The sequence below is a fragment of the Paraburkholderia sp. EG286A genome, from assembly GCF_040965375.1.
GTDB lineage: Bacteria > Pseudomonadota > Gammaproteobacteria > Burkholderiales > Burkholderiaceae > Paraburkholderia.
In genome coordinates this window covers 54,324-77,127 of record NZ_JBFRCB010000017.1, presented here as the reverse complement: position 1 = coordinate 77,127, position 22,804 = coordinate 54,324, and the positions used below count along the sequence as shown (strand labels likewise).

General features: G+C 63.2%; 20 protein-coding genes and 2 rRNA genes. 12 read left to right on the top strand and 10 right to left on the bottom strand.

The genetic code is table 11. The features are described from left to right. Positions 1–750, top strand: a 23S ribosomal RNA gene (locus AB4Y35_RS40700); the annotation flags it as partial. A 162-nt stretch (positions 751–912) separates the two neighbouring features. Next, positions 913–1,026: ribosomal RNA gene (rrf, locus tag AB4Y35_RS40695) — 5S ribosomal RNA — on the top strand. A 225-nt stretch (positions 1,027–1,251) separates the two neighbouring features. Here the strand turns inward: rrf and AB4Y35_RS40690 are convergent. Beyond that, positions 1,252–2,019: a hypothetical protein gene (locus AB4Y35_RS40690; RefSeq protein WP_368708723.1), complete on the bottom strand. Its 768-nt coding sequence runs from the start codon at positions 2,017–2,019 to the stop codon at positions 1,252–1,254. Positions 2,020–2,057: 38 nt separating this feature from the next. Beyond that, on the bottom strand, positions 2,058–2,429 hold the full coding sequence (locus tag AB4Y35_RS40685; RefSeq protein ID WP_368708714.1) for a hypothetical protein: 372 nt from the start codon (positions 2,427–2,429) through the stop codon (positions 2,058–2,060). 424 nt (positions 2,430–2,853) lie between these two features. Between AB4Y35_RS40685 and AB4Y35_RS40680 the strand changes: the two genes are divergently transcribed. Together AB4Y35_RS40680 and AB4Y35_RS40675 are read left to right on the top strand one after the other, a co-directional pair. After that, the gene (locus AB4Y35_RS40680) at positions 2,854–4,266 is read left to right on the top strand and encodes a DUF2252 domain-containing protein (RefSeq protein ID WP_368708713.1); all 1,413 of its coding nucleotides are present in this window, start codon (positions 2,854–2,856) and stop codon (positions 4,264–4,266) included. Further along, on the top strand, positions 4,160–4,555 hold the full coding sequence (locus tag AB4Y35_RS40675; protein WP_368708712.1) for a transporter substrate-binding domain-containing protein: 396 nt from the start codon (positions 4,160–4,162) through the stop codon (positions 4,553–4,555). The genes AB4Y35_RS40680 and AB4Y35_RS40675 overlap by 107 nt, the downstream gene beginning before the upstream one ends. Positions 4,556–4,611: 56 nt before the next feature. Here the strand turns inward: AB4Y35_RS40675 and fdxA are convergent, their stop codons facing one another. Further along, a complete protein-coding gene (fdxA, locus tag AB4Y35_RS40670; RefSeq protein WP_368708711.1) occupies positions 4,612–4,950 on the bottom strand; it encodes a ferredoxin FdxA in 339 nt (112 codons plus the stop codon). Between the two features lie 31 nt (positions 4,951–4,981). Then, positions 4,982–6,388 (bottom strand): KamA family radical SAM protein, encoded by a 1,407-nt coding sequence (locus AB4Y35_RS40665; protein ID WP_368708710.1) that lies wholly within the window; start codon positions 6,386–6,388, stop codon positions 4,982–4,984. Positions 6,389–6,672: 284 nt separating this feature from the next. Here AB4Y35_RS40665 and AB4Y35_RS40660 point away from each other — a divergent pair, with 284 nt between their 5' ends. Next, positions 6,673–7,557: a LysR family transcriptional regulator gene (locus AB4Y35_RS40660; RefSeq protein ID WP_368692401.1), complete on the top strand. Its 885-nt coding sequence runs from the start codon at positions 6,673–6,675 to the stop codon at positions 7,555–7,557. 33 nt (positions 7,558–7,590) lie between these two features. Here the strand turns inward: AB4Y35_RS40660 and AB4Y35_RS40655 are convergent, their stop codons facing one another. From AB4Y35_RS40655 to AB4Y35_RS40640, 4 genes are all read right to left on the bottom strand, one after another. Continuing rightward, a complete protein-coding gene (locus tag AB4Y35_RS40655; RefSeq protein ID WP_368708709.1) occupies positions 7,591–9,018 on the bottom strand; it encodes a cytosine permease in 1,428 nt (475 codons plus the stop codon). Positions 9,019–9,146: 128 nt separating this feature from the next. Continuing rightward, complete coding sequence (locus AB4Y35_RS40650) at positions 9,147–10,763, bottom strand: phospholipase D family protein (protein ID WP_368708708.1); 1,617 nt, start codon at positions 10,761–10,763, stop codon at positions 9,147–9,149. 166 nt (positions 10,764–10,929) lie between these two features. Then, positions 10,930–11,235 carry a hypothetical protein gene (locus tag AB4Y35_RS40645; RefSeq protein WP_368708707.1) on the bottom strand — a complete coding sequence of 102 codons (306 nt, stop codon included), beginning with the start codon at positions 11,233–11,235 and terminating at the stop codon, positions 10,930–10,932. A 253-nt stretch (positions 11,236–11,488) separates the two neighbouring features. Further along, positions 11,489–12,352: a LysR substrate-binding domain-containing protein gene (locus AB4Y35_RS40640; RefSeq protein WP_368692412.1), complete on the bottom strand. Its 864-nt coding sequence runs from the start codon at positions 12,350–12,352 to the stop codon at positions 11,489–11,491. Positions 12,353–12,506: 154 nt separating this feature from the next. On the opposite strand from AB4Y35_RS40640, the gene AB4Y35_RS40635 reads away from it, so the two are divergent. From AB4Y35_RS40635 to AB4Y35_RS40625, 3 genes are all read left to right on the top strand, one after another. Then, the gene (locus tag AB4Y35_RS40635) at positions 12,507–14,144 is read left to right on the top strand and encodes a gamma-glutamyltransferase family protein (protein WP_368708706.1); all 1,638 of its coding nucleotides are present in this window, start codon (positions 12,507–12,509) and stop codon (positions 14,142–14,144) included. 100 nt (positions 14,145–14,244) lie between these two features. Further along, positions 14,245–15,573 carry an MFS transporter gene (locus AB4Y35_RS40630; RefSeq protein WP_368708705.1) on the top strand — a complete coding sequence of 443 codons (1,329 nt, stop codon included), beginning with the start codon at positions 14,245–14,247 and terminating at the stop codon, positions 15,571–15,573. A gap of 108 nt (positions 15,574–15,681) precedes the next feature. Then, on the top strand, positions 15,682–16,032 hold the full coding sequence (locus AB4Y35_RS40625) for a hypothetical protein (protein ID WP_368708704.1): 351 nt from the start codon (positions 15,682–15,684) through the stop codon (positions 16,030–16,032). 45 nt (positions 16,033–16,077) lie between these two features. Here the strand turns inward: AB4Y35_RS40625 and AB4Y35_RS40620 are convergent, their stop codons facing one another. Continuing rightward, positions 16,078–17,037 (bottom strand): D-2-hydroxyacid dehydrogenase, encoded by a 960-nt coding sequence (locus AB4Y35_RS40620; RefSeq protein ID WP_368708703.1) that lies wholly within the window; start codon positions 17,035–17,037, stop codon positions 16,078–16,080. Between the two features lie 348 nt (positions 17,038–17,385). On the opposite strand from AB4Y35_RS40620, the gene AB4Y35_RS40615 reads away from it, so the two are divergent. From AB4Y35_RS40615 to AB4Y35_RS40600, 4 genes are all read left to right on the top strand, one after another. Further along, a complete protein-coding gene (locus AB4Y35_RS40615; RefSeq protein ID WP_368708702.1) occupies positions 17,386–18,576 on the top strand; it encodes a CaiB/BaiF CoA transferase family protein in 1,191 nt (396 codons plus the stop codon). 15 nt (positions 18,577–18,591) lie between these two features. Next, positions 18,592–19,569, top strand: coding sequence for a hydroxymethylglutaryl-CoA lyase (locus AB4Y35_RS40610; protein WP_368708701.1), 978 nt, complete (start codon positions 18,592–18,594; stop codon positions 19,567–19,569). Positions 19,570–19,582: 13 nt separating this feature from the next. After that, the gene (locus AB4Y35_RS40605) at positions 19,583–19,975 is read left to right on the top strand and encodes a VOC family protein (protein ID WP_368692419.1); all 393 of its coding nucleotides are present in this window, start codon (positions 19,583–19,585) and stop codon (positions 19,973–19,975) included. 185 nt (positions 19,976–20,160) lie between these two features. Continuing rightward, a complete protein-coding gene (locus tag AB4Y35_RS40600; RefSeq protein WP_368708700.1) occupies positions 20,161–21,066 on the top strand; it encodes a LysR family transcriptional regulator in 906 nt (301 codons plus the stop codon). A gap of 69 nt (positions 21,067–21,135) precedes the next feature. On the opposite strand, the gene AB4Y35_RS40595 is transcribed toward AB4Y35_RS40600, so the two are convergent. Then, positions 21,136–22,581 (bottom strand): MFS transporter, encoded by a 1,446-nt coding sequence (locus tag AB4Y35_RS40595; protein WP_368708699.1) that lies wholly within the window; start codon positions 22,579–22,581, stop codon positions 21,136–21,138. Positions 22,582–22,804: the final 223 nt, after the last annotated feature.

Sequence of the window (22,804 nt, the reverse complement as noted above, 5' to 3'; positions counted from 1 at the left end):
TGGAGCCGTCCTTGAAATACCACCCTGATCTGTTTGAGGTTCTAACCTTGGTCCGTGATCCGGATCGGGGACAGTGCATGGTAGGCAGTTTGACTGGGGCGGTCTCCTCCCAAAGGGTAACGGAGGAGTACGAAGGTACGCTAGGTACGGTCGGAAATCGTGCTGATAGTGCAATGGCATAAGCGTGCTTGACTGTGAGACCCACAAGTCGAACAGGTGCGAAAGCAGGTCATAGTGATCCGGTGGTTCTGTATGGAAGGGCCATCGCTCAACGGATAAAAGGTACTCTGGGGATAACAGGCTGATACCGCCCAAGAGTTCATATCGACGGCGGTGTTTGGCACCTCGATGTCGGCTCATCTCATCCTGGGGCTGTAGCCGGTCCCAAGGGTATGGCTGTTCGCCATTTAAAGAGGTACGTGAGCTGGGTTTAAAACGTCGTGAGACAGTTTGGTCCCTATCTGCCGTGGGCGCTGGAAGTTTGAGGGGGCCTGCTCCTAGTACGAGAGGACCGGAGTGGACGAACCTCTGGTGTACCGGTTGTGACGCCAGTCGCATCGCCGGGTAGCTATGTTCGGAAGAGATAACCGCTGAAAGCATCTAAGCGGGAAACTCGCCTCAAGATGAGACTTCCCCGGGGACTAGATCCCCTTGAAGGGTCGTTCGAGACCAGGACGTTGATAGGTCAGGTGTGGAAGCGCAGTAATGCGTTAAGCTAACTGATACTAATTGCCCGTAAGGCTTGATCCTATAACAGGTGTGCCTCCCTCCCGCGCGGATGGGCAGGACGCACAGGTTGAGAGATCGCGTGTTGTGCCGGAAACAACACAACCCCAATTCAGCAACACCTCTTTACGCTTCTTCCCGATTGGCTGTGGCGCGAGCAAAACCGCGACGCAGCAACCCGTCATGCCTGATGACCATAGCGAGCTGGTCCCACCCCTTCCCATCCCGAACAGGACCGTGAAACAGCTCCACGCCGATGATAGTGCGGATTGCCCGTGTGAAAGTAGGTAATCGTCAGGCTCCTTATGCTGTAACGTCCAGAACCCCGGTGTCTCCGAAAGAGCGCCGGGGTTCTGGCGTTTGGGCGTCGCAAATCCTGGTCTTACGCGCGACCGAAGATGGACCCATAACGGTCGGAGGAGCGCGGTCGCGACGAACGTCTCGTCTGGACTAGCTAGCGGACGTCTTGGTTTATACCCGGCGCGGTAGGTGGGTGTCGTGGAATGGCGTGCCTCGACGTTGAAGTCAGTTCGTCGGGAGTGACTGCTGCAAGCTGATGAGATTCTGCGGAACCACGCGGATGAGCCCGCCGCGAGGGCTATCAATGTCGGCGATGAGTGAAAGCGACAGCGATACCGTGATGGGCAGTACGAACAACAATACGCGCCGCCCGGTCGCGCCGCGCACGCCATACCCCTGCATCAGGTTGCTGAAGAACGCTATGGCGATCATCAGCGCCCATGCGGAAACCGGAATGCGATTCAGCCATGCCGCTTGCGTATAGCCCTGGGTATTGATGACGTCGTTCATTCCGGCTACGACGAGCGCCGCAATCGGAGTGGGTTGCGCGATAGCGGCCTCCCGCACGCTCGCCCATAACTGGCCCTGAAGTTCAGCGGTCTTCCCGTTGATGATTTCCAGTTCGCGTGCGTCGCGCGTCTTGTAGTAATCAATGCGCAGTTGCACATAGTCGTGGAGCAGCGCCTTGACTTTCGCGGCTCGTGGTTCGCCGAGTAGTTCCACCCGCAGGTACTGGGTCCCTATAGCGTTCGCTTCTTCTTCCTCGTAATTCTTGCGCTGGTCGTAGCGGCTCACAGCCATCGAGAGCGTGAACCCAATCAGGAGTGCAAGCAGCGTAAGCGTGGCTCCCTGAACAACAGTGTAGTTGTCGCGCGCGTCCTCCGAAAGCGGGATCAGGCGTAGCAGACCAATTGCCCCGAGTGCGGCCGCCGCGGACAGTAGCACGATCAACAGGATGAAGAGGTACGCGGGATGGTGTACGAGTTGCGTCATCTCGAATCCTTTTGAGAGAGTTGATTCTTTCCTGCCGTTCAACCCCGCGCGGGTTGAACGGCATGTGTGGCCAGCAAGTTATTGCATGCCGACGTCAGGCGTGCTTGCGGATCTGGGGTGGTTTCCACGATGCGTCGAGAATCGGCTGTTTTCCCCAGTAGGCGCGGATGTACAACGAGGTCGAAGGCGTCAAGGCCGGTCTGCGCGTTGTTGGTCGAGCGATTCCAGTTGTTGCGGGCAGGTACCCCATTTCGCCGCCACTCAAAGAACGGGCCGATGACGTCCCGCTCCGTATCGGTCGCAGTAGAGAGCAAAACGTTTTGATCTCGGGGTCCCGGCTTGCAGATAGAACCCGCGCCGCGACCTGTAGGGCTTGCCGAGATGTCCGGACTGATTCGTCCGGTGATCATGGAGCGCTGCCGCCAACGTTGCACAGGCAAGCGGTAACGCGCCGCCGAGTACGGTCAGCATCCTTCGCGCTGTGTTTACGTCGTCCTGATCGGCCATATCGTCCTCTTGAGTATTTCGCGTTCAGATGGAAGATTGCATACGTCCTGAATGCTCACACAACCACTGCGCAAGCTACCAGAAATAGCGCTCCCTTTATTCGGGTGTGTGCATTTCCGATGCGCACTTCCACAAGGCAATTCCGGGCCGCGTCCGCTCCGGTTTCGATAGCGCGCCTTTGCGTCAAATATGAAAGTACAACGAACGACTCGATGCTAGACTGGATCGCATTGTCAGACTGGCATCTGGAATTGGGCATACGCACGACGCCATCGCGTCTGGTGCGATTCGTGTGTTTCGGCGACTTAACCCGAACGAGGTGTGCAAATGGCGACCACGCAAATTCTTGCGGAAAGACAGGCGATGGGTCGCCAGGCGCGCGAACGCGCAAAGCGGTCCCAGCACGCGGAGATCGGCAATACGAAACGCGATCCAATCGAGCTTCTCGAGGCCAGTAGCTTGGGCCGGGTCGAAGCGCTCGTACCGTTGCGCTATGGCCGGATGTCACTCTCGCCATTCACGTTCTTTCGTGGCACCGCAATCATTCAGGCCCACGACCTTGCCAGCACGGTCAATTCGGGTATTGCCTTTCCCATTTGCGGCGACGCACACCTCATGAACTTCGGGGGCTTCGCGACGCCAGAGCGGCAACTCGTGTTCGACCTGAACGACTTCGACGAAGTCGCGCCGGGGCCATGGGAATGGGACCTGAAGCGGCTCGTGGGGAGCTTTGCGGTTGCCGGCGAGCACATGGGATTGGGGCGAGGCCCGATCGGCGAGCTCGTCTGGAGCGCTGTGCACGAGTACACCGAGCGCATGCGCGAATACTCGGAATACAGCTCCCTGGATCTGTGGCACGAGATCATCAGCTTCGAACGGATGATGGCGATGGCAAAAACCGAAGAGGGTCGCAGTCTCCTCGCCAAAACATCAAAAAAGGCGGCGACACGAACACACGAAAGTGTGCTGGCCAAAATGGCGACACAGGTCAACGGAAAGTGGACGATTCAGGACGCGCCGCCCGCACTGTTTCATCCCACCGGGCCCAATTCACTGCTTGGCAAGGAAAGCAACTGGACCGACACCGAGGCCTGGCAAGGCAAACTTGCCGAGGCTTTCGATGCATACCTCGACACGCTTCCAGCCGATCGCCGCCTGCTGATCGACCAGTACGAACTTCACGATATCGCGTTCAAGGTCGTGGGCGTGGGAAGTGTCGGCACCTTTTGCCTGGTGATGTTGTTCGTCGACAGCCACGGCACACCGCTGTTCCTGCAGGTCAAGGAGGCGCGGCCTTCGGTGATCGCCCGATATTTCGAGGCGAAGGGTCTCGATCACCAGGGGCAGCGTGTGGTTGTCGGGCAGCGCCTGCTGCAGGCGGCGAGCGATTCGTTCCTCGGCTGGACCTCGGGACCCGCGGGCAGGACCTTTTATTTCCGGCAACTGCGCGACATGAAGGTATCGGCGGAAGTGGAGCGTATGAGTACGACCGTCATGCAAGGCTATGCGCGCATTTGCGGTTGGGCGCTCGCGCGTGCTCACGCGAAGGCGAGCGGAAAGGCAGTTGAGATCGCCGCATATCTTGGAAGTGGCGACCGTATGGCCGAAGCGCTGACCGAATACGCAATGGCCTGTGCCGCGCAAAACGAAGCCGACTACAAGGCGTTTATGGGTGCATGCCGGTCTGGAAGACTCGAAGCGCGAAGCGACGAGGACATGGCCGCGGATTTCCGGGTTTGACGTCTGGATTTGCGGCAAGAAGATCGCTACGGTGCCTGGAACGGTCGCGGCCGATTACCTTACCGAACGTGGCCTGCCATACGTGGATGTGAACAACGCGGCAGATGGTTTTCGTATGATCACTCAAGGCACTGTGGATGCGATCGTATATGACGCGCAAGACGATCAACGAGACGCTACTCGCCATGTACGAGGATGGAACCTGCGAGCGAATATATGGCAAGTGGTTTTCGCAAGGGAGGTGAGAGCCGGCGTACTGCTAACGGGAACTGCGGTCATAGGCTCCTGACCATCGAACGGAAGAGGTGGCGACCGTGCAGGAATCGGTCGCCATCTTCAGCCCCGCTAACTCATGACGCGTTCCCTCGCGAGATGCTGCAACTTGGGGTGAACATCCCTCCAGTCCTCCGCATCCGGCAGCGCGGGTTGCCTGGCGGTGATCGCAGGCCACTGCTTGGCCAATGCGATATTGAGGTCGACAAACTGACGCTGGCTCTCGTCGATCTCGTCGGCCGATACGATGGCATCAATCGGGCACTCCGGCGCGCAAACGCCACAATCAATGCACTCGTCAGGGTCGATCACGAGAAAGTTCGGACCCTCGCGGAAGCAATCGGTCGGGCATACTTCGACGCAATCGGTGTATCTGCATCGGATGCAGGCTTCCGTTACCACGTAGGCCATGGGATCTCCTGGAAACGTATGTGAAAGACATTCATGCTTCGGCCGCGACGGCGCGCTGGCTCTCGTCTGAAGATCCCGGGATATAGCGTCCGGAATGCCGCGCGACCAGTTGCAGTGTCTTGCGCGGCGCGTCGTGGTCGTTTTCGAAGAAGAACTTCGTTGCGCCGAAAGCGGGTACGAGATCGTCAAGCCAGGTTGCCGTGGGATCGAAGCGGGCGTAGAAGGGACGACGCACCCAGTCAGGATTGCGTGCCTGCAGGAACTGCAGGGCAAACACCTTTTCGCCACCGATCGTGACAATTCCGTCTACGACGACCTTGCCGGGGAAGGCGCTCATCGAGGGGCCGCGAACCGTGCGCGCCAGACCCGATACCGACTGATATGCGGCCTGGAAGACTTCGTAGGCTCGGGCCAGTGGCAACTGGAAATAGTGGCTGGGTCCGGTATCCCGCTCGACAAACATGTAGTAGGGGATAGCGCCCAGACGAACGCCTGTCGTCCACAACTCAGCCCAGCCTTTGGGATCTTCGTTGATGTGACGGATGAGCGGCGCCTGCATGCGCAGCGTGGCGCCCGACGAAACGATCCGTTTGACCGCGCGCTGCGCAATGGGAGTCCGCAACTCGGCCGGATGATTGTAGTGGCCCATGATCGCGAGATTCTTGCCCGACGCAACGACCTTTTCGAACAGGCGCAACAGATCGTCGGAGTCCTTGTCGGTCACGAATCGCTGAGGCCAGTAGGCGACAGATTTGGTGCCGATGCGAATGTTCTGGATATGCGAAAGCTCCGGCACAAGCAGCGGCTCGATATAGCCTGCGAGCGAACGCGTGTTCATGATGAGCGGGTCGCCGCCGGTGATCAGAACATCGGTGACCTCGGGATGCAGCTTGAGATAGGCGACGAGTTCGTTCGACTCCCTGGCGTCGAACTTGAGATCGTCCATGCCGACAAATTGCGGCCAGCGGAAACAGAAGGTGCAGTATGCATGACATGTCTGGCCTGCGCTCGGGAAGAAGAGCACCGTCTCCTTGTACTTGTGCTGCAGTCCACGCACCGGCTGCCCGTCCATGAAAGGGACGTTATGCGTCAACTGGCCGGCTGGATGCGGGTTCATGGACAGGCGGATCTGGCGCACCGATTCTTCGATAGCTGCCTCGTCCTTCTTGACCAATACCAGGTCTCTCAAGTTTGCATAGTCGGAAGGCGAAAGCATGTCCTCATGGGGAAACGTGAGCCGATAGATGGGATCGTCCGGAACATTGGTCCAGTCGATCAATTCATCCATGACGTACTGATTCGTGCGAAACGGCATGACACGGGAGACCACCTGCACAGCTTCCCGGAGCGCTTCAGGAAGCGTCTGCCATTGCGGAGCCTGGCTGATCGTCTGCCGGGTATAAGGTTTGAACTTTGCAGGAAGAGAATCGGAGGCCATGGATCGTTCCTTCAGTGGTAGGATGTATTGATATGGAATACTGAATGACTGACATTCGAGGAATGCCGGAATCTGCTGATCCGCGCGGTCGTAATGCGTCCGCTATACGCGGGAGCGATTTCACTTCCGGGTCAACGCGGCGATCCTGCGGGAATCCACAGGTAGCGGCGATGACCAGGGGAGCACATGGAGACATTGTTGCTACGTGGTTCGCGCCATGCAAACGATATAAACTCGCAACGTTGTGCGTTTGAGGAAGGAACGTGAGAAGAAAGATTCCGGGTATGGAAGCGTTGATCGCATTCGAGGCGGCGGCGAGGCACCTGAGTTTTACCCGTAGTGCAGACGAATTGGCGCTGACCCAAAGCGCAGTGGGGCGGCAGGTGGCGGCGCTCGAGGAGTATTTGGGCGTGCCGCTTTTCAATCGCGTCAAGAAACGGCTGAGCCTGACCGAGATTGGCGAAATCTACGCCCGGCAGGTGCGTGACAACCTTGCAAGGATGGAGCGCGACACGCTGGCCGCCATGGCGCACCGTGAGGCCGGCGGCATCCTTGAACTCGCAGTGATTCCGACATTCGCCACGCGCTGGCTGATTCCGCGTCTCCCGCTCTTCTATGCAGAGCACAAGCACGTGACGGTGAATCTGGCGACCCGGGCAGAGCCGTTCCTCTTCACCGATACCCTGTTCGACGCGGCCATTCACTTTGGCGACCCTGTCTGGCCTGGCTCGATTGCCAGGTACCTCTTCGGGGAGGAGATGACGCCTGTATGCAGTCCGCAGCTGCTAAAGGGAAGGGTGTCGCTGGAACCCCGTGAAGTGTCGGAGTTCACGCTGCTGCATCAGTCGGCGCGGCCGGACGCGTGGCGGCATTGGTTCGCACAGGCCGGCATTCACGACGCCGATTGCATGCAAGGCCAGCGTTACGAACTGTTTTCGATGCTGGTGGAAGCGGCGCGCGCAGGGCTGGGAATCGCGCTCGTGCCGCGCTTCTTTGTTTCGCACGAGCTAGCCATTGGCGAATTGCTCCTGCCTTGCAAGCTTTCGCTAACCAGCGACAAGGGATACTACCTGGTTTATCCCGAGCAAAAGCAGCATTCGCCTCAACTGCAGGGATTCGAGGCATGGCTCCTCGCCGAGGCGAGCAGATACGTCCAACTCGGTTCGTAAGCCGGGCTTCGGCGGCGCGCTGCGCCGCACGGGTCAATCCTGCTCGACCGGCAGGATCAGACGTTCCGGAATGACCGGCGGCGTGAGGCGCATGGCGGCGTAGTAGAGCACGCCAGGCACGATCAGGCCGAGAATCCACGAGATGTCCGTGCCGCCGAGTGCATCGACGAAGGGGCCGGTATAGAAGCTCGTCGAGATGAACGGCATCTGCACCAGCACGCCGAGCACGTAGATGCCGATCGCCTTGGCGTTCCAGCGGCCGTAGCGGCCATCGGGGTTCGAGAGCGCCGGCACGTCGTAGCGCGAGCGCGTGAAGCAGTAGAAGTCCACCAGGTTGATCGCGCTCCACGGCGTGAAGAACGCGAGCAGAAACAGGATGAACGCCGTGAATTCCTTGAGAAACGAGTGGCGGCCCGCGAGCGCGACGAGCGTCGAGACGCTCACCATGCCGATGATGTAGACGAAACGGTGGCGCGTGGAGATCGCGCGCTTCGCGCGAAACGCGCTCACGATCGTCGCCATCGACATGAAGCTGCCGTAGGCGTTGAGCGTGGTGACGGTGAGCTTGCCGAAGGCGATGCTGAAGTAGAGCATCGCGGCGACCGCGCCGCTCGCGCCAAGGCTCACGATATACGCCACCTCATGGTGCGCGAACGCATGGCCCGCGAGCGCGGCCGCAAACACGCCGAACACCATCGCCGCCTGCGCGCCGATCACCGAGCCGAGGCCGACGGCGAGGAACGTGCGCACGGGCGAAGTCGAGTGCGGCAGATAGCGCGAATAATCGGCGACGTAGGGGCCGAATGCGATCTGCCACGAAGCCGAAAGCGACATGGAAAGCAGGAAGCTCGCGATCGAAAAATGGCGATTGGCCAGCAGCGCGCCGATATCGTGGTGCGCAAACAGCTGCGCGAACATGAACACGAACGCGAGCACGCCGATCACGCTGGCAATGCGCCCGACGAAGTGAATCGAGCGATAGCCGAGCAGCGTCAGCACGACGATCAGCACGGCGAAAAGGCAGATGCCCGTCGTATCGGAAACGTCGAGCAGCTGCGCCGTGGCCTGGCCGGCGAGCACCGTGCCGCTCGCGGAAAAGCCGACGTACATGATGCAGACGAGCACGATCGGAATGGCCGCGCCGTAGACGCCGAATTGCACGCGGCTGGAGATCATCTGGGGCAGGCCGAGCTGCGGGCCTTGCGCGCCGTGCAGCGCCATGACCGTGCCGCCTATGAGTTGCCCCGTCAACAGCGCGACGAGCGACCAGAAGACGTCGCCGCCAAGCACGACGGCCAGCGCGCCGGTAATGATCGCGGTGACCTGCAGATTCGCGGAAAGCCAGAGCGTGAACTGGCTGAACAGGCTGCCGTGGCGCTCCGACTCGGGGATGTAATCGATCGAGCGCGTTTCCAGGATCTTGCGGCCATCGGTTTCGAGGTTGGCGACGGATTCAGGCATGGCCACTGACGGCTCCGAACATTGGGGGGAAATACGGGGCGCCCGCGAGCCGCGGACGATGGGAATGTCCGCATGATGTTGTATAGACAACTTCGGAGAAATTGGGGATAACCCTGTCGATGCGTGGCTTACAAAAGCCACTCGATAGGCAGGATGGAGAAGAACCAGACACTCAGGCGCTGGTTCCATGTGGTGTTGGGCTCGGTGTCGTAGCGGATGACCGTGTCGTCGGAAAGGCGCGTCCAGTAGAGCTTGCCGTTCTCGTCGAGGTGCGCCTGCCAGGCGAGCTGCGGCACGCGCGTCCAGAACGCTTTTTCGATCTGGGTGGCGAGCACGGGGCTGTCGATCACGAGCCCGAGTTCGGTGTTGAGGTTGGCCGAGCGCGGGTCGAAATTCACCGAGCCGACGAAGACGCGCTCCGCATCCACGGCGAAGGTCTTGGCGTGCAGGCTCGAGCCCGTGCTGCCAAACGGTCCACTGCCTGCGCCTTTGCCCGCGGCTTTGTCCGAGCCCTTGCTCGCGCCCGCCGCGCGCCGCAGCTCGAACAGCTCCACGCCGCCTTTGAGCAGCGCCACGCGGCGCCGCGCGTAGCCGGAATGGACGGCGGACACATCGGTGGCTTCGAGCGAGTTCGTCAGCACGCGCACGGTCACGCCTTTGGCGGCGAGTTGGGTGAAGTATTGCGTGCCCACCTCGCCCGGCACGAAGTATGGCGAGACCAGATCGAGTTCGCGGTGCGGATCGCCGACGATCTCGTGGAGCTGACTGAGGATGAGCGACTCCTTGGGCGCCGTGCCCAGCGCTTTCGCCGGGTCGTCGCTGACCAGTTGCGTCTTCGCCCATTCGAGCGGCAGCGTGCCGTCCAGCAGGCGGCGCACGTCGGTGGTCTTGCGCAGCGCTTCGATGTATTCCGCCGCGGACGGGTCGGTGCGCGCGGCAAGCGCCGCGCGATCGAGCGTGGCGAGTGCGTCGGGCGCCGTGTACGGCAGGATTTGCGACGCGGGGAATGACGACGCGCTGGCCCAGTAGCGGTCGAAGTCGTTTGCGACATCGGTGGCGGCGGGGCCGATCGCGAGCACGTCGAGGTCGGCGAACACGACGCCGTCGGTTGCGCCGAAATATTCGTCGCCGATATTGCGGCCGCCAAGAATGGTCGCCACGCCGTCAGCCGTGAGCGACTTGTTGTGCATGCGCCGGTTCAGCCGCGAGAAGTCGGTGAGAAAGCCGATGGCCTTGGGTTGGCGCGTGACGAACGGATTGAAGAGCCGAACCTCGATGTTGGGATGCCCGTTGAGCGCCGCGAGCGTGGGGTCGAGCGAGGACGGAATGCCGTTGTCGTCGAGCAGCAGGCGCACGCGCACGCCGCGGTCGGCAGCCTCGCGCAGTTCTTCGAGCAACAGCGTACCGGTGAGATCGTTGCGCCAGATGTAGTACTGGACGTCCAGCGTACGCTGGGCGTTGCGCACGAGCGCCACGCGCGAGGCGAAGGCGTCGAGCGGATTCGCGAGCGGGTCGATGCCGGTGAAGTCGGGATGGGTGGCGAGTTCGGCCGCTACGGCTTTGCCGAGTTGAGTCGATCGCGCTTCGGCTGACGTGAGTGCCGTGGTTTGCGTGCGCTCGCCGAGCGGGGGTAACTGCTGACACGCGGCAAGACCTGTGGCGAGCGCGATTGCGCATAGCGGCAACGCCTTGGCGCACAGTTTTTGCAACCCGTCTGCAGCCAGCGCGATGAGCGATCTTTGCATGGAGCGTTCGCTTTTCCGTGTCGATCCCGCTTCGAGGCGCGAAGCGCGGGGCTTCGCGAGTGAGCGTGCAACGACGTCAGCTTACGCGATTGGCGTGGCGGGCACCACGCCAGGCGTACAAGCCCAGCGCCCCGGGCCCAGGAGCGAACGCGTGGGTGGCGTGAGCTTAGTGCGCGTCGAGCGCGGCTTGCGCGCGGGCGCGGGAGTCTTGCGCCGACTGGTTGCGCTCGGCCCTGGCGTCACGCGCTTCCTGGTTGAAGGTCTGGCGCGCCTCCGCTGTGCGGGCGCGCTGTTGCCGGTTGGCCTCGCGAACTTCCATGCGCTTCTGAACGATCGGGTCGTTATGCGTCGCCGTGGTGGCGGGCTGGCCTTGCTGGCTTGCCGGTGCGGGGGTCTGTGCAAACACCTGGCCCGCAAACAGGGCGCTGGCCACGATGGCGACGACGGCAACGGTGCGAGTTCTGACTTTCATGAGTTTCTCTCCGGCAAATAACTTTGGGTTGCTAATTAATTCTCGGGCTCGGGTAAGAGCGGGAGCGGGGCCTGTCGAGCGATCAGAGGCGGGTGGCCTCGTCTGCTCTTGTTTTCTGAGCTTTCATTTTACTTTCGAGTTGAGGCAGGTCAACCCGGGAGCGGCTCTAGCGACATGGCCGTGCGGCCGCGATGCGCCTATTCATAGGCTATTGAGGAATTTGCATGACAGATGGTCGCAGTTGCGCGTTCTGTCACCGACGCAGCATGTCTGCAATCGTTTGTGTGAGCAGCGTCTGCTTGTGCGCTTTCCGGTGAATCATCCCCACCGTGCGGATGAATGACCGCCCGGGGAGCGGCACGAGCCGCAGATGCGGATCGCTCTGCCATTTGCCGCCTTGCAGAACGGGCAACACGCTCACGCCCACATCGTTGCGCACCAGCGAGACGATCGTTTCGATCGAGTTCAGCTCCAGATATTCGAGCGGTTCGATGCCTAGCTCGCGCAACGCGTGGTCGATCACGACGCCCGTCGGCACGCGCCGGTCGAAGCGCAGAAAGCCCCGCTCGCGCAGGATGCGGCGCGCGTCGTCGCCGGGCGTCGCGCGGCTCGTCACGAGCATGAGCGGCTCTTCGTAGAGCGGCGACCACGCGAGCGACTCGTGAAGCGAACCGTCTGCACTGCCAACCACGACGGCGAGGTCCACATCGCCGTCTTCCACCATGCGCGCCAGTTCGTTCGAGCGCGCCGAGGTGAGGCGTACTTCGAGTTCCGGATGGCCCGTTTTCAGATGCGCGACGGCCAGCGAAAGCGCGCCGATCACCGACACCACCGCGCCGATGATGATCGAGCCGCGCATCGTGTCGCCCGCGCTGGCGGGCAGCTCGTCGATCAGCGCAAGAATGTGCTCGACCTTCGCGCAGATCTCGCGGCCTTCGCGCGTGAGCGCGACCTGGCGCGCGCGGCGGTCGAAGATCTGCCGCCCGAGCGCTTCTTCGAGCCCGCGCATCTGCAGGCTCACGGCCGCCTGGGTGAGCGCCGTTTTTTCCGCCGCCGTGGCGAACGACCCGCTGCGCGCGACGGCCTGCAAGGTGCGCAGCATGCGTAGAGTTAGCATGTAAATAAAACTTAAGTGTCGAGAATAAAATATTAATATTTTTTTGACTGATCCTTCAAGATAATCGATAGATCGACATGAGCCGTGCGCGCCGCAACTGAGTGCGGCCGTGCGCGTGCTGCTGCTTTCGTTCATTACCGGAATCCGGACTTCCATGACGCGCTTCAACTGGCAAAACCCCTATCCGACGCCGCGCCTGCCGGTGTTCGCCCGCAATATCGTTTCGACATCGCATCCGCTTGCCGCGCAGGCCGGGCTGCGCATGCTCTGGAAAGGCGGGAATGCCGTCGACGCCGCCATCGCCGCCGCCGCCGCCATCACCGTGGTCGAGCCGGTGTCGAACGGCCTTGGCAGCGACTGCTTCGCTCTCGTGTGGGACGGCGCGAAGCTGCACGGCCTGAACGCGTCGGGCAATGCGCCGGCCGCGTGGAGCGTCGATTATTTCCGCCGCAAATACGGCGAGGAAAACGGTCTCGCGAAGCAGCCCAAACGCGGCTGGGACACGGTGACCGTGCCCGGCGTGATCGCGGGCTGGGAAGCGCTGCATGCGAAGTTCGGCAAGCTGCCGTTCGCGGACCTGATGGAGCCGGCCATCGAGATCGCGGAGCGCGGCCATGCGGTGGCGACCATCGTCACGCGCAAGTGGCAGGCCGCGATTCCCGAATTACACAATCAGCCGGGCTTTGCCGACACCTTCATGCCGCGCGGCCGCGCGCCCGAAGTGAGCGAGCGCGTGTGCTTCCCCGGCCATGCCGCCACGCTGCGGCGCCTGGCGGAACGCGGTCCGCGCGATTACTACGAAGGCGAACTCGCCGGGCGCATCGCCGCGTTTGCGCGCGAAGGCGGCGCGGCGCTCACGCTGGACGACTTGCGCAACTATCGCCCGGAATGGGTCGAGCCGATCGGCAAGAACTATCGCGGCTACACGGTGCACGAGATTCCGCCGAACGGGCAGGGCATCGCCGCGCTGATCGCGCTCGGCATTCTCGAACAGTTCGACATGGGCTCGCTCGCGCTCGACAGCCTCGAATCGCAGCATCTGCAGATCGAGGCCATGAAGCTCGCGTTCGCCGACGTCTATCGCTACGTTGCCGATCCGCGTTCGATGGAAGTCACGCCCGAGCAGATGCTCGACGACGCCTACCTGAAAGAGCGCGCGAAGCTGATCGACCCGAAGCGCGCCACGCACTTCGATTTCGGCATGCCGCGCTCGGGCGGCACGATCTATCTCTCCGCCGTGGACGAGCGCGGCATGATGGTGAGCTTCATCCAGTCGAACTACATGGGCTTCGGTTCGGGCGTAGTCGTGCCGGGCACGGGTATCGCGCTGCAGAACCGCGGCTGCGGCTTTTCGATGGACCCGGCGTCGCCCAACGTCGTGGCAGGCGGCAAGCGCCCATTCCACACCATCATTCCGGCGTTCCTCACGCAACAGGTGGACGGCCGCCAGGAAGCGGTGATGAGCTTTGGCGTGATGGGCGGCGACATGCAGCCGCAAGGGCATCTGCAGTCGGTCGTGCGCATGCTCGACTACGGCCAGCAGCCACAGGCCGCGTGCGATGCACCGCGCTGGAAGGTCAACCGCGACTTCACGCTCGACATCGAATCGACCTTCAATCCGCAAACGGCGCGCGCGCTGCAGGGGCTCGGCCACGAGATCAAGGGCATCGACGATCCGTACATGGACTTCGGCTCGGGCCAGTTCATCTGGAAGCTCGATCGCAACGATCCCGAGCGCGGCTACGTGGCCGCGAGCGATACGCGCCGCGACGGGCTCGCCGCGGGCTTCTAGGCGGCAAGCCGGCAAGCAGTATTGGACGCGAGCGGGAAAACCCCCGCTCGCGGTTCACGACGAACAATGAGTAGACCAAATAAAAACGGAGGAGACTGACATGGAGACCGGTTCATCGGTAACGGGCACGCCACTGAGCCGCGGCATGGTGCGCCGTATCGTGTTCTCCTCGTCGATCGGCAATGCGCTGGAGTGGTTCGACTTTCTCGTCTACGGCTACTTCGCGCCGATCATCGCGAAGCAGTTCTTTCCCGTGCACGACGAATGGCTTTCCACGCTGCTGGCGGTCGGCACCTTCGGCATCTCTTTTCTCATGCGTCCGCTCGGCGCAATCGTGCTGGGCGTCTACGGCGACCGCAAGGGGCGCAAGGCCGCGCTCACGCTCGCCATTGCGCTCATGATGGCGGGCACGCTCGCCATGGCGGTCATGCCGCCGTATGCGTCGATCGGCATCGCCGCGCCGCTCCTGATCCTGTTTGCGCGCCTCGTGCAGGGCTTCGCGGTGGGCGGCGAGTTCGGCAGCGCGACGGCGTTCATGGTCGAGCACAGCCCCGCGAAGCGCGGCTACTACGCGAGCTGGCAGTTCGCGAGCCAGGGCGCGGCCGCGATTCTCGCGGCGTCGTTCGGCGGCGTGCTCGCATGGTGGCTGCCGCCCGAGCAGCTGCAGGCGTGGGGCTGGCGCGTGCCGTTCTTCTTCGGGCTCGTGCTCGGGCCCGTGGGCTGGTACATCCGCTCGCATCTGGACGAGACGCCCGAATTCGTCGCGAACCAGCAAGCGCGCAGCGAAGCGGATGCGCGCGCAACGAATGAGCCGGGGCTCGGGCGCCAATGGGTGAACCTGGTGCTCGCGGTGGGCATCGTTGCGCAGTCCACCGTCGGCGTGTACATCCTCCAGCTCTACATGCCGATGTACGCGGTGAAGCAGCTCCACATGGCGGCGGCGACCTCGTTCGGCGTGGTCGTGCTCAACGGCGGCCTGCAGTTCGCGCTTTCGCCGGTGATGGGCGCGCTCTCGGACCGCATCGGCCGCATTCGCATCATGCTGACCACGTCGATCCTGCTCGCGGCGCTCACGTATCCCATGTTCGCGCTGCTGCAGCGGCACCCTACGCTCGGCTGGCTGCTCGTGCTCCAGGGCGCGGCGGGCATCTTCAAGGCCGCCTATTCGGGCCCGATGCCAGCGCTGATGTCGGAGATCTTTCCCGTGCGCGTGCGCTCGGCGGGGCTTTCCATCGCGTATAGCCTTGGTGTGACGCTCTTCGGCGGCTTCGCACCGACGATTGCCGAAGTGCTGATTCACGTAACGGGCGATACGCTCGCGCCCGCGTATTACGTCTCGCTTGCCGCCGTGATCTCGGGCGTTTCGCTCGCGATCGTCGGCTGGCGGACGATGCGGAAGGCTTCGATGCGCACCACGCTCGCGAGCTGAAAGTCGGAAGTCCGAACTGACCCGATTGTTCTTGCGCCCGCAGAATCGCTCCTTAAAACAGGGCGTGAATGCGGGCGCGGTGTTTTTGCGCGACTTCTTCGCGACTTCGTGTGGACCTCGCTGAAGCGTCACGAAAGTGGTGATATAGTCGCCCCCTCACCGCCGTCCGGCGGGGCGAGCATTACGTTTTGTCAGGTTTCGGGAGAGTATATGGCAGTCGAATATCGTGGCTTTCGAGTCACTGTCGATGCGAAAGCAGACGCGACGGACACGCAATGGCTGTGCCGCGCGGTTATGGAAGGTGTCGACGCACAAGTGGAAACGGCCAGGCTGCCTTCCGTGGAGCTTGCCATTCCCAAGCTGAAGATCGATGTGCTGATGGCGCTCAGCGTCGTCGAACAAACGGCGAAGCAGGCCGTCGACGAATGGTGGCACGCCAAGCAGCCGGAAATGGCCTGATGTTTCAGGCGCGGGCAACCCCGCTGCGGTTGCCGCGCCTCGCGCTCAACGCGCACTAACCAGATTGCGCGGCTTGCCTTCGCAAAACGCCGCAATGTTTTCGACGAGTTGATCCGCAAGTGCCTGCATGGCTTCATCGCTCGCCCACGCAACGTGGGGTGTGAGGATGAACGCCGGATGCGAGACGACGGCCTGAAACGGATGATCGGCAGGCAACGGTTCCTGCGTCACGACATCGAAACCCGCGCCTGAAATCGCGCCGCTTTGCAGGGCGTCCACCAACGCCGCTTCGTTCACGAGTCCCCCACGCGCCGTATTGATCAGCAAGGGCCGCCGCTTCATGCGCGCGAATGCCGTGGCGTCGATCAGATCCCGCGTTTCCGCGGTGAGCGGACAATGCAGCGTGATGATGTCGCTTTCTTCTAGCAGCGCTTCGAGCGGCACGTAGCCCGCTTGCGCGTCGTTGCGCGTTTTGCGCGCGGCGAACAGCACGCGCAGGCCCAGCGCGCGTCCCATTTGCGCAACGGCTTGTCCCAGTGCGCCGTCCCCGATGACGCCGAGCGTCGAACCCGCGAGATTGCGGATCGGAAAATCAAAGAAGCAGAACTGTCCCGATTCGAGCCAGCGGCCCGCGCGCACGGCGTCGCGATAGGCAGCCAGGCTGCGGCGCAGCGCGAATATCAACGCGAACGTATGTTCCGGCACGCTGTTGCCGGCGTAGTCGCGCACGTTGCTCACGACGATGCCGCGCGCCGCGCAGGCGTGCAGATCCACGTTGTCCGTGCCCGTGGCGGCGACGGCGACCATGCGCAGGCGGGGCGCGCCAGCCAGCGCTTCGGCGCCAATGCGCGCCTTGTTCGTGATGACGATGTCGGCGTTGCGAATGCGCGTGGCGACCTCTTCGGGCGCGGTGCGCTCGAAGGTTTCCAGGGTGTGGTCGAACGGCAGCGGACGAAGCCGCGTCTGGGGCGCGAGCGTCGCGCGATCGAGAAAAACGACGTGCATGATGTCTGGCCTGAACGAAAGAGGGGCAGTACGTCCATTGTCGCGCACTGGGCGCCGGGCTGGCTTGCTCGATCCGCCAACTGGGTTTCCGGTGAGGAAATTCGCAGCGACGCGGCGCCATAGGGGCTCGCGCAGCCTTTCCATTTGCTCAAGCCAGATTGAGCAAGCATCGATTATCAAAGGGTGCGGTCCGGTTCATCATGTCTCCCATAGTCAGTCGCAGACAGTCCGAAATAACCCCTTTCATGGGATCAGAGTCAGGAGCTTTGCATGGGATCAGAGTAAGCGCTAAAGCGCCAACTCTGATCGACAGCTTTGCCCCAACTCTGGTCGACAGGAGACACAGCCATGCCACGACCACTCGAAGGAATCCGCGTTCTGGAGCTCGGACAGCTCATCGCGGGTCCGTTTGCTGGGCGCATGCTCGCCGAATTCGGCGCGAGCGTCATCAAGGTGGAGCCGCCCGGCGTGGGCGATCCGTTGCGCAAGTGGCGCCTGCTGCACGACGGCACGTCGGTCTGGTGGGCCGCCCAGTCGCGCAACAAGGACTCCATCACGCTCGATCTGCGCACGCCCGAAGGGCAGGACGTGATTCGCCGTCTCGTGTCGGAAACCGACGTGCTGATCGAAAATTTCCGCCCTGGCACGCTCGAAGGCTGGGGCCTCGGCTGGGACGAACTCAGCGCGATCAATCCCGGGCTCATCATGCTGCGCGTCTCGGGCTACGGGCAGACCGGCCCGTATCGCGACCGGCCTGGTTTCGGCGTGGTCGCCGAAGCGATGGGCGGCCTGCGCCACCTGAGCGGGGAGCCCGAGCGCACGCCGGTGCGCGTGGGCATCTCGATCGGCGATTCACTCTCCGCGCTGCATGGCGTGATCGGCATCCTGCTGGCGCTGCGGCACCGCGAGCAGCAGGGCGGACGGGGCCAGGTCGTGGACGTCGCGCTCTACGAGTCGGTCTTCAACATGATGGAAAGCCTGTTGCCCGAGTATTCGGTGTTCGGCGCCGTGCGCCAGCCGGCGGGCAGCAGCCTGCCCGGCATCGCACCAAGCAACGCCTACCGCTGCAGCGACGGCAAGTACGCGCTGATCGCAGGCAACGGCGACAGCATCTATCGCCGCCTGATGGAGCTGATCGGCCGCGCGGACCTGGGCAGCGATCCGGCGCTCGCGCAGAACGACGGACGCGTCGCGCAGGTCGAGCGCATCGACGCTGCGATCGGCGAATGGACCGCGCGACACACGCTCGACCAGGTGCTCGCGGCGCTCAACGAAGCGCGCATTCCGGCGGGGCGCATCTACGACGTCGCGGACATCGCGGCCGATCCGCATTACCACGCCCGCGGGATGATCGTGGACGACACCTTGCCCGACGGCACGGCGGTGCAGGTGCCGGGCGTGGTGCCCAAACTGTGCGGCACGCCCGGCACGATCGAGCGCAGCGCGCCGACGCTCGGCGAGCATACCGACACGGTGCTGGAATCGATAGGCGTGGACGCCGCAACGCGCGAAGCATGGCGCGCGCGCGGCGTGATCTGAACGGAGAACGGCAAGATGACGACTGGAAATAAGGACAACTTCAAGGGCAAGGTGCTGTATCTGAACGAAGTCGCGACGCGCGACGGCTTCCAGAACGAAGCCGCCTTCATCGACACCGACGACAAGATCGCGCTGATCGACCGCCTGAGCGCCTGCGGCTACGCGAAGATCGAAGTGACCTCGTTCACTTCGCCCAAAGCGATTCCCGCGCTGCGCGACGCCGAGGCGGTGATGCACGGCATCAAGCGCGTGCCGGGCGTCGTCTATACGGTGCTCGTGCCGAACGTGCGCGGCGCCGAACGCGCGCTGTCGTGCAACGTCAACGAAGTAAACCTCGTGATGTCGGTGAGCGAGACCCACAATCGCACCAACCTGCGCATGACGCGCGAGCAGTCGTTCGCACAGTTGCGCGACGTGATCGACGCGGTGCGCGGCACGGGCGTGGCGATCAATGTTTCGCTCTCCACAGCAATGGGCTGCCCGATGGAAGGCGACGTGCCCGTGGAGGACGTGCTCGGCTGGATGCAGCGGTTCGCCGAACTGGGCGTGCAGGGCGTCACACTTTGCGATACTACCGGCATGGCGCATCCCGCGCAGGTGCGCGCGTTGTGCGAGAGCGCCGCGCAGGCGTTCGGCGCGCTCGAACTGACGCTGCACTTCCACAATACGCGCGGCATGGCGCTCGCCAACACGCTTGCGGCGCTCGATGCGGGCATCGTGCGCTTCGACGCCTCGCTCGGCGGTCTCGGCGGCTGTCCGTACGCGCCGGGCGCGAGCGGCAACGTGTGCACGGAAGAACTCGTGCACATGCTCGAACTCGACGGCTACGACACCGGTGTCAATCTCGCCGCCGTGCTCGATGCCGCCGCGCTGTTGCCCGGCATGATCGGCCACGACGTGCCCAGCCAGATTCTCAAGGCCGGCCGCCGTCTCGACCTGCATCCGGTGCCGGAACAGGCGCAAGGTATGCCCGTACAACGGGCGCTCGCATGACAAGGAGTGAAGCATGGCATTGATCGACCACCTCGACCATCTGGTGCTGACCTGCGTGGACCCCGAGGCCACGAAGCACTTTTATACGGAAGTGTTGCAGATGCAACTGGAGACCTTCGGCGCGGGGCGGCTCGCGTTTCGCTTCGGCAACCAGAAGATCAATCTGCATGTGCGTGGCGCGGAATTCGAGCCCAAGGCGCATGTGCCGGTGCCGGGTGCGCTCGATCTGTGCTTCATCGCCGCGGTCCCGCTCGATGCGGTGATCGCGCATCTCGCGCAGAAGCACTGGCCGATCGTCGAAGGTCCGGTCGAGCGCACCGGCGCGACGCAGAAGATCCGTTCCGTCTATGTGCGCGACCCGGATCTGAATCTCATCGAAATTTCCGAGCTGATCCAGGCCGGTTGATCCCTCTCGCCAGTTTTCGCCGTTGAGCCGGGGGGCGCCGGTTTCGCGGCGAGCACGCCGGCCCGCGCGGCCGGCACGCGGGCGTGCATCGCAGCACGTCCGCCTCTCCATTCTCCGATCTGCACTTCCTCCCAGGCCCGCGATGCAGGACAATCGTCTCTCGCGCCGGCTTTGCCCCATTCATCATGGTCAATCCACTTCACTTCGATCTGCAGTCGCTGCGGGTCTTTCTGCTCGTCGCGGAACATGGCAGCCTCACCAAGGCCGCCGAGCACGGGCAGCTCACGCTTTCGGCGGTCAGCAAGCGCATTGCCGAACTCGAAAGCGTGACCGACTGCGCCTTGTTCCTCCGCCGCGCGCGCGGCGTGGATCTCACGCCCGCGGGGCATGCGCTGCTGGAGCACGCCACGCGCGTGGTCGATCAGGTCAATCGCATGGCCACCGAAATGAGCGATTACGCCGCCGGCGTGCGCGGGCACGTGCGCATGTGGGCGAATACATCGGCAATCGTGCAGTTTCTGCCCGTCGATCTCGCCTCTTTCCTGAACGAGCATCCGGGCATCAAGGTCAGTCTCGAAGAGCGGCTGAGCCACGAAATCGTCGAGGCGCTTGGCGCAGGCAAGGCCGACCTCGGCGTGTTCGCCGACAACGTGCCCGCGCCCGGCATCGAGCGGCGGCTCTATCGCCGCGACGAACTCGTGCTGCTCGTGCCGCGCAGTCATCACTTTGCGCAACTCGAGGTGATCCGCTTCGCCGATACGCTCGATGAGGACTACGTGGGCCTGAGCGATGGCAGCTCGCTGCTCGCGCGCATGACGGACGCGGCATTTGCCATCGAGCGATCGCTGAAGCTGCGTATCCAGGCCTCGAACTTCGACGGCGTGTTCCGCATGATCGAAGCGGGACTGGGTATCGGCGTGCTGCCGCGCGACGCGGTGAGCGACGAGCGCGGCAAGGCCGGCGTCGTCAAGGTCAAGCTGGCGGACACGTGGGCGACGCGCACGCTCTGGATCGGCATGAAGGCGGATAGCGCGCCGAGCTCGGACATCGTGAGCCTGTTCGACTACATGTCGGCGCGCGCGGAGCAATGAAAAGCGGGGCGGCCCCGCAAGACGCGGCAGCCGCCCCGATGATGCTGGGACGCTCGAGGGATCGGGCGGTCAGACCGGATTGATCTCGTCCTGGCTGCGCCGCGTGGTGAGGGGCCCGAGCGCACGCAGGGTCACGGCGACGATGGCCAGCGCGGCGGAGATCACGCCGAACATCGCGATCGGGCCGTGCTGCGTGAGCACCGGCAACAGGATGAAGGGCAGGGCGCTGCTCATGATGCGCGAGAGCGAATAGGTGCTGCCGATCGCCGTCGAGCGCACGCTGGCGGGGAAAATTTCGGCCTGGTACACGTGGTAAGCGTTGCTGAACACATTCGACGCACAGGTCGTCAGCACGCCGAAGCAAACGATCAGCGCGGCCTGTCCCGAGTACGCGAAGCCAAGACCAAAAATGCCGATGGAGATCAGCGAGGCGATCACGAGCGTGCGGCGCTCGATCCAGTTGAGCAGCGGCACGGAAAGCAGCGAGCCGATCGGGTAGCCGAGGAACGAGAGGGCGACGAACAGCGTGCTGCCCGTCACGTCGATGCCGCGGCTCTTCACGACGACGCCCGCGAGCGTGCCGAAGCCGTAGTAGCCGAAGGCCTGGAACAGGTGAAACACGACGAGCATGACATAGCGCTTGTCGTAGGGTGCGCGCCGCAGCACGGCAATGCGCTCCGAGAGGCGCAGCGGATGCTGGCGCGTATGCGGCTCGGCAAAGCGTTTCGGCATCGGCGCGCCGGCGCTTTGCGCGAAGCGGCCCAGGGTGGCATAGGCTTCGTCGGTGCGGCCTTGCGCCAGCAGCCAGCGCGGGCTTTCCGGCAGGCGATGCTGCACGGCCAGCACGAACAGGGCGCCGAGGCTGCCGATGGCGAGAATGATGCGCCATCCCGCAATGCCGGCAGGATGGATCGGATTGAGCCAAACCGCGAGGAAGCCGACCAGCGGCACCGCGACGTACGAGGTGGTATAGGCCCACGCGGCCATCCGGCCGCGTTTCTCCTTCGGCAGGATCTCCGAAAGGAAACTATCGGCCACGGGATAGATCGCACCGACGCCCACGCCGGTCAGAAAGCGGCACACCACGAGCATGGTGGCGTTCACGGAAAATGCGGCGAGCAGCGAGAACGCGCTGTACCACACGAGCGTGAACAGGAAGGCGCGCCGCCGGCCGATGCGGTCGGCGAGACTGCCGAGGAATAGCGAGCCGAAAAACATGCCGACGAAGGCCGAGGCCAGCAAGAGCTTGAACGCGAGGCTGTGCGCATCGAGCCCGTATTCGTTCTGCAGCGCGGAGCCGATCGAGCTGACGAGAAAGATCTCGTACATGTCGAAGAAGAGGCCGATGCCGATCACCCACACCACGAAGCGGTGCAGCGCGCCCACGGGCATGTCGTCCATGAAGCTGCTGAGCGTGACGCCCTGAGGGCTTGGCAACGGGGCTTCCGCGGTGAGCGGGCGGCGTGGCGCTTCGCCCGGCGCGCTGCCGCCCAGGTCGAGGGGATGGCTGTTCATGCTGTCTCCAGTATTGTCGATGCCGCGTCACGAGCCGCGGTCGGGCGCAACTCCGTACGAACGGTACGGAACCGGCGTGATGGCAAGTGTGGGAGATTTTCGCGAGCGCGAAAATTGAGGAAGGGTGAAGCGTGCTTTCCCGTGGGGAAAGGCTAAGGCGGGGCGGCGCGTTCGAGCCGCGCCTTTGCGCCCGAAATGCGTCCAGCTTTGCGTTTGCGCGCCC

Bases quoted from the DNA above. Each gene is read 5' to 3' on its own strand.
- AB4Y35_RS40605 (WP_368692419.1), top strand. From the start codon at position 19,583: ATGGCATTGATCGACCACCTCGACCATCTGGTGCTGACCTGCGTGGAC.
- AB4Y35_RS40620 (WP_368708703.1), bottom strand. From the start codon at position 17,037: ATGCACGTCGTTTTTCTCGATCGCGCGACGCTCGCGCCCCAGACGCGG.
- AB4Y35_RS40665 (WP_368708710.1), bottom strand. From the start codon at position 6,388: ATGGCCTCCGATTCTCTTCCTGCAAAGTTCAAACCTTATACCCGGCAG.
- AB4Y35_RS40680 (WP_368708713.1), top strand. From the start codon at position 2,854: ATGGCGACCACGCAAATTCTTGCGGAAAGACAGGCGATGGGTCGCCAG.
- AB4Y35_RS40640 (WP_368692412.1), bottom strand. From the start codon at position 12,352: ATGCTAACTCTACGCATGCTGCGCACCTTGCAGGCCGTCGCGCGCAGC.
- AB4Y35_RS40685 (WP_368708714.1), bottom strand. From the start codon at position 2,429: ATGATCACCGGACGAATCAGTCCGGACATCTCGGCAAGCCCTACAGGT.
- AB4Y35_RS40610 (WP_368708701.1), top strand. From the start codon at position 18,592: ATGACGACTGGAAATAAGGACAACTTCAAGGGCAAGGTGCTGTATCTG.
- AB4Y35_RS40595 (WP_368708699.1), bottom strand. From the start codon at position 22,581: ATGAACAGCCATCCCCTCGACCTGGGCGGCAGCGCGCCGGGCGAAGCG.
- AB4Y35_RS40660 (WP_368692401.1), top strand. From the start codon at position 6,673: ATGGAAGCGTTGATCGCATTCGAGGCGGCGGCGAGGCACCTGAGTTTT.
- AB4Y35_RS40635 (WP_368708706.1), top strand. From the start codon at position 12,507: ATGACGCGCTTCAACTGGCAAAACCCCTATCCGACGCCGCGCCTGCCG.
- fdxA (WP_368708711.1), bottom strand. From the start codon at position 4,950: ATGGCCTACGTGGTAACGGAAGCCTGCATCCGATGCAGATACACCGAT.
- AB4Y35_RS40690 (WP_368708723.1), bottom strand. From the start codon at position 2,019: ATGACGCAACTCGTACACCATCCCGCGTACCTCTTCATCCTGTTGATC.
- AB4Y35_RS40615 (WP_368708702.1), top strand. From the start codon at position 17,386: ATGCCACGACCACTCGAAGGAATCCGCGTTCTGGAGCTCGGACAGCTC.
- AB4Y35_RS40630 (WP_368708705.1), top strand. From the start codon at position 14,245: ATGGAGACCGGTTCATCGGTAACGGGCACGCCACTGAGCCGCGGCATG.
- AB4Y35_RS40655 (WP_368708709.1), bottom strand. From the start codon at position 9,018: ATGCCTGAATCCGTCGCCAACCTCGAAACCGATGGCCGCAAGATCCTG.
- AB4Y35_RS40650 (WP_368708708.1), bottom strand. From the start codon at position 10,763: ATGCAAAGATCGCTCATCGCGCTGGCTGCAGACGGGTTGCAAAAACTG.
- AB4Y35_RS40600 (WP_368708700.1), top strand. From the start codon at position 20,161: ATGGTCAATCCACTTCACTTCGATCTGCAGTCGCTGCGGGTCTTTCTG.
- AB4Y35_RS40645 (WP_368708707.1), bottom strand. From the start codon at position 11,235: ATGAAAGTCAGAACTCGCACCGTTGCCGTCGTCGCCATCGTGGCCAGC.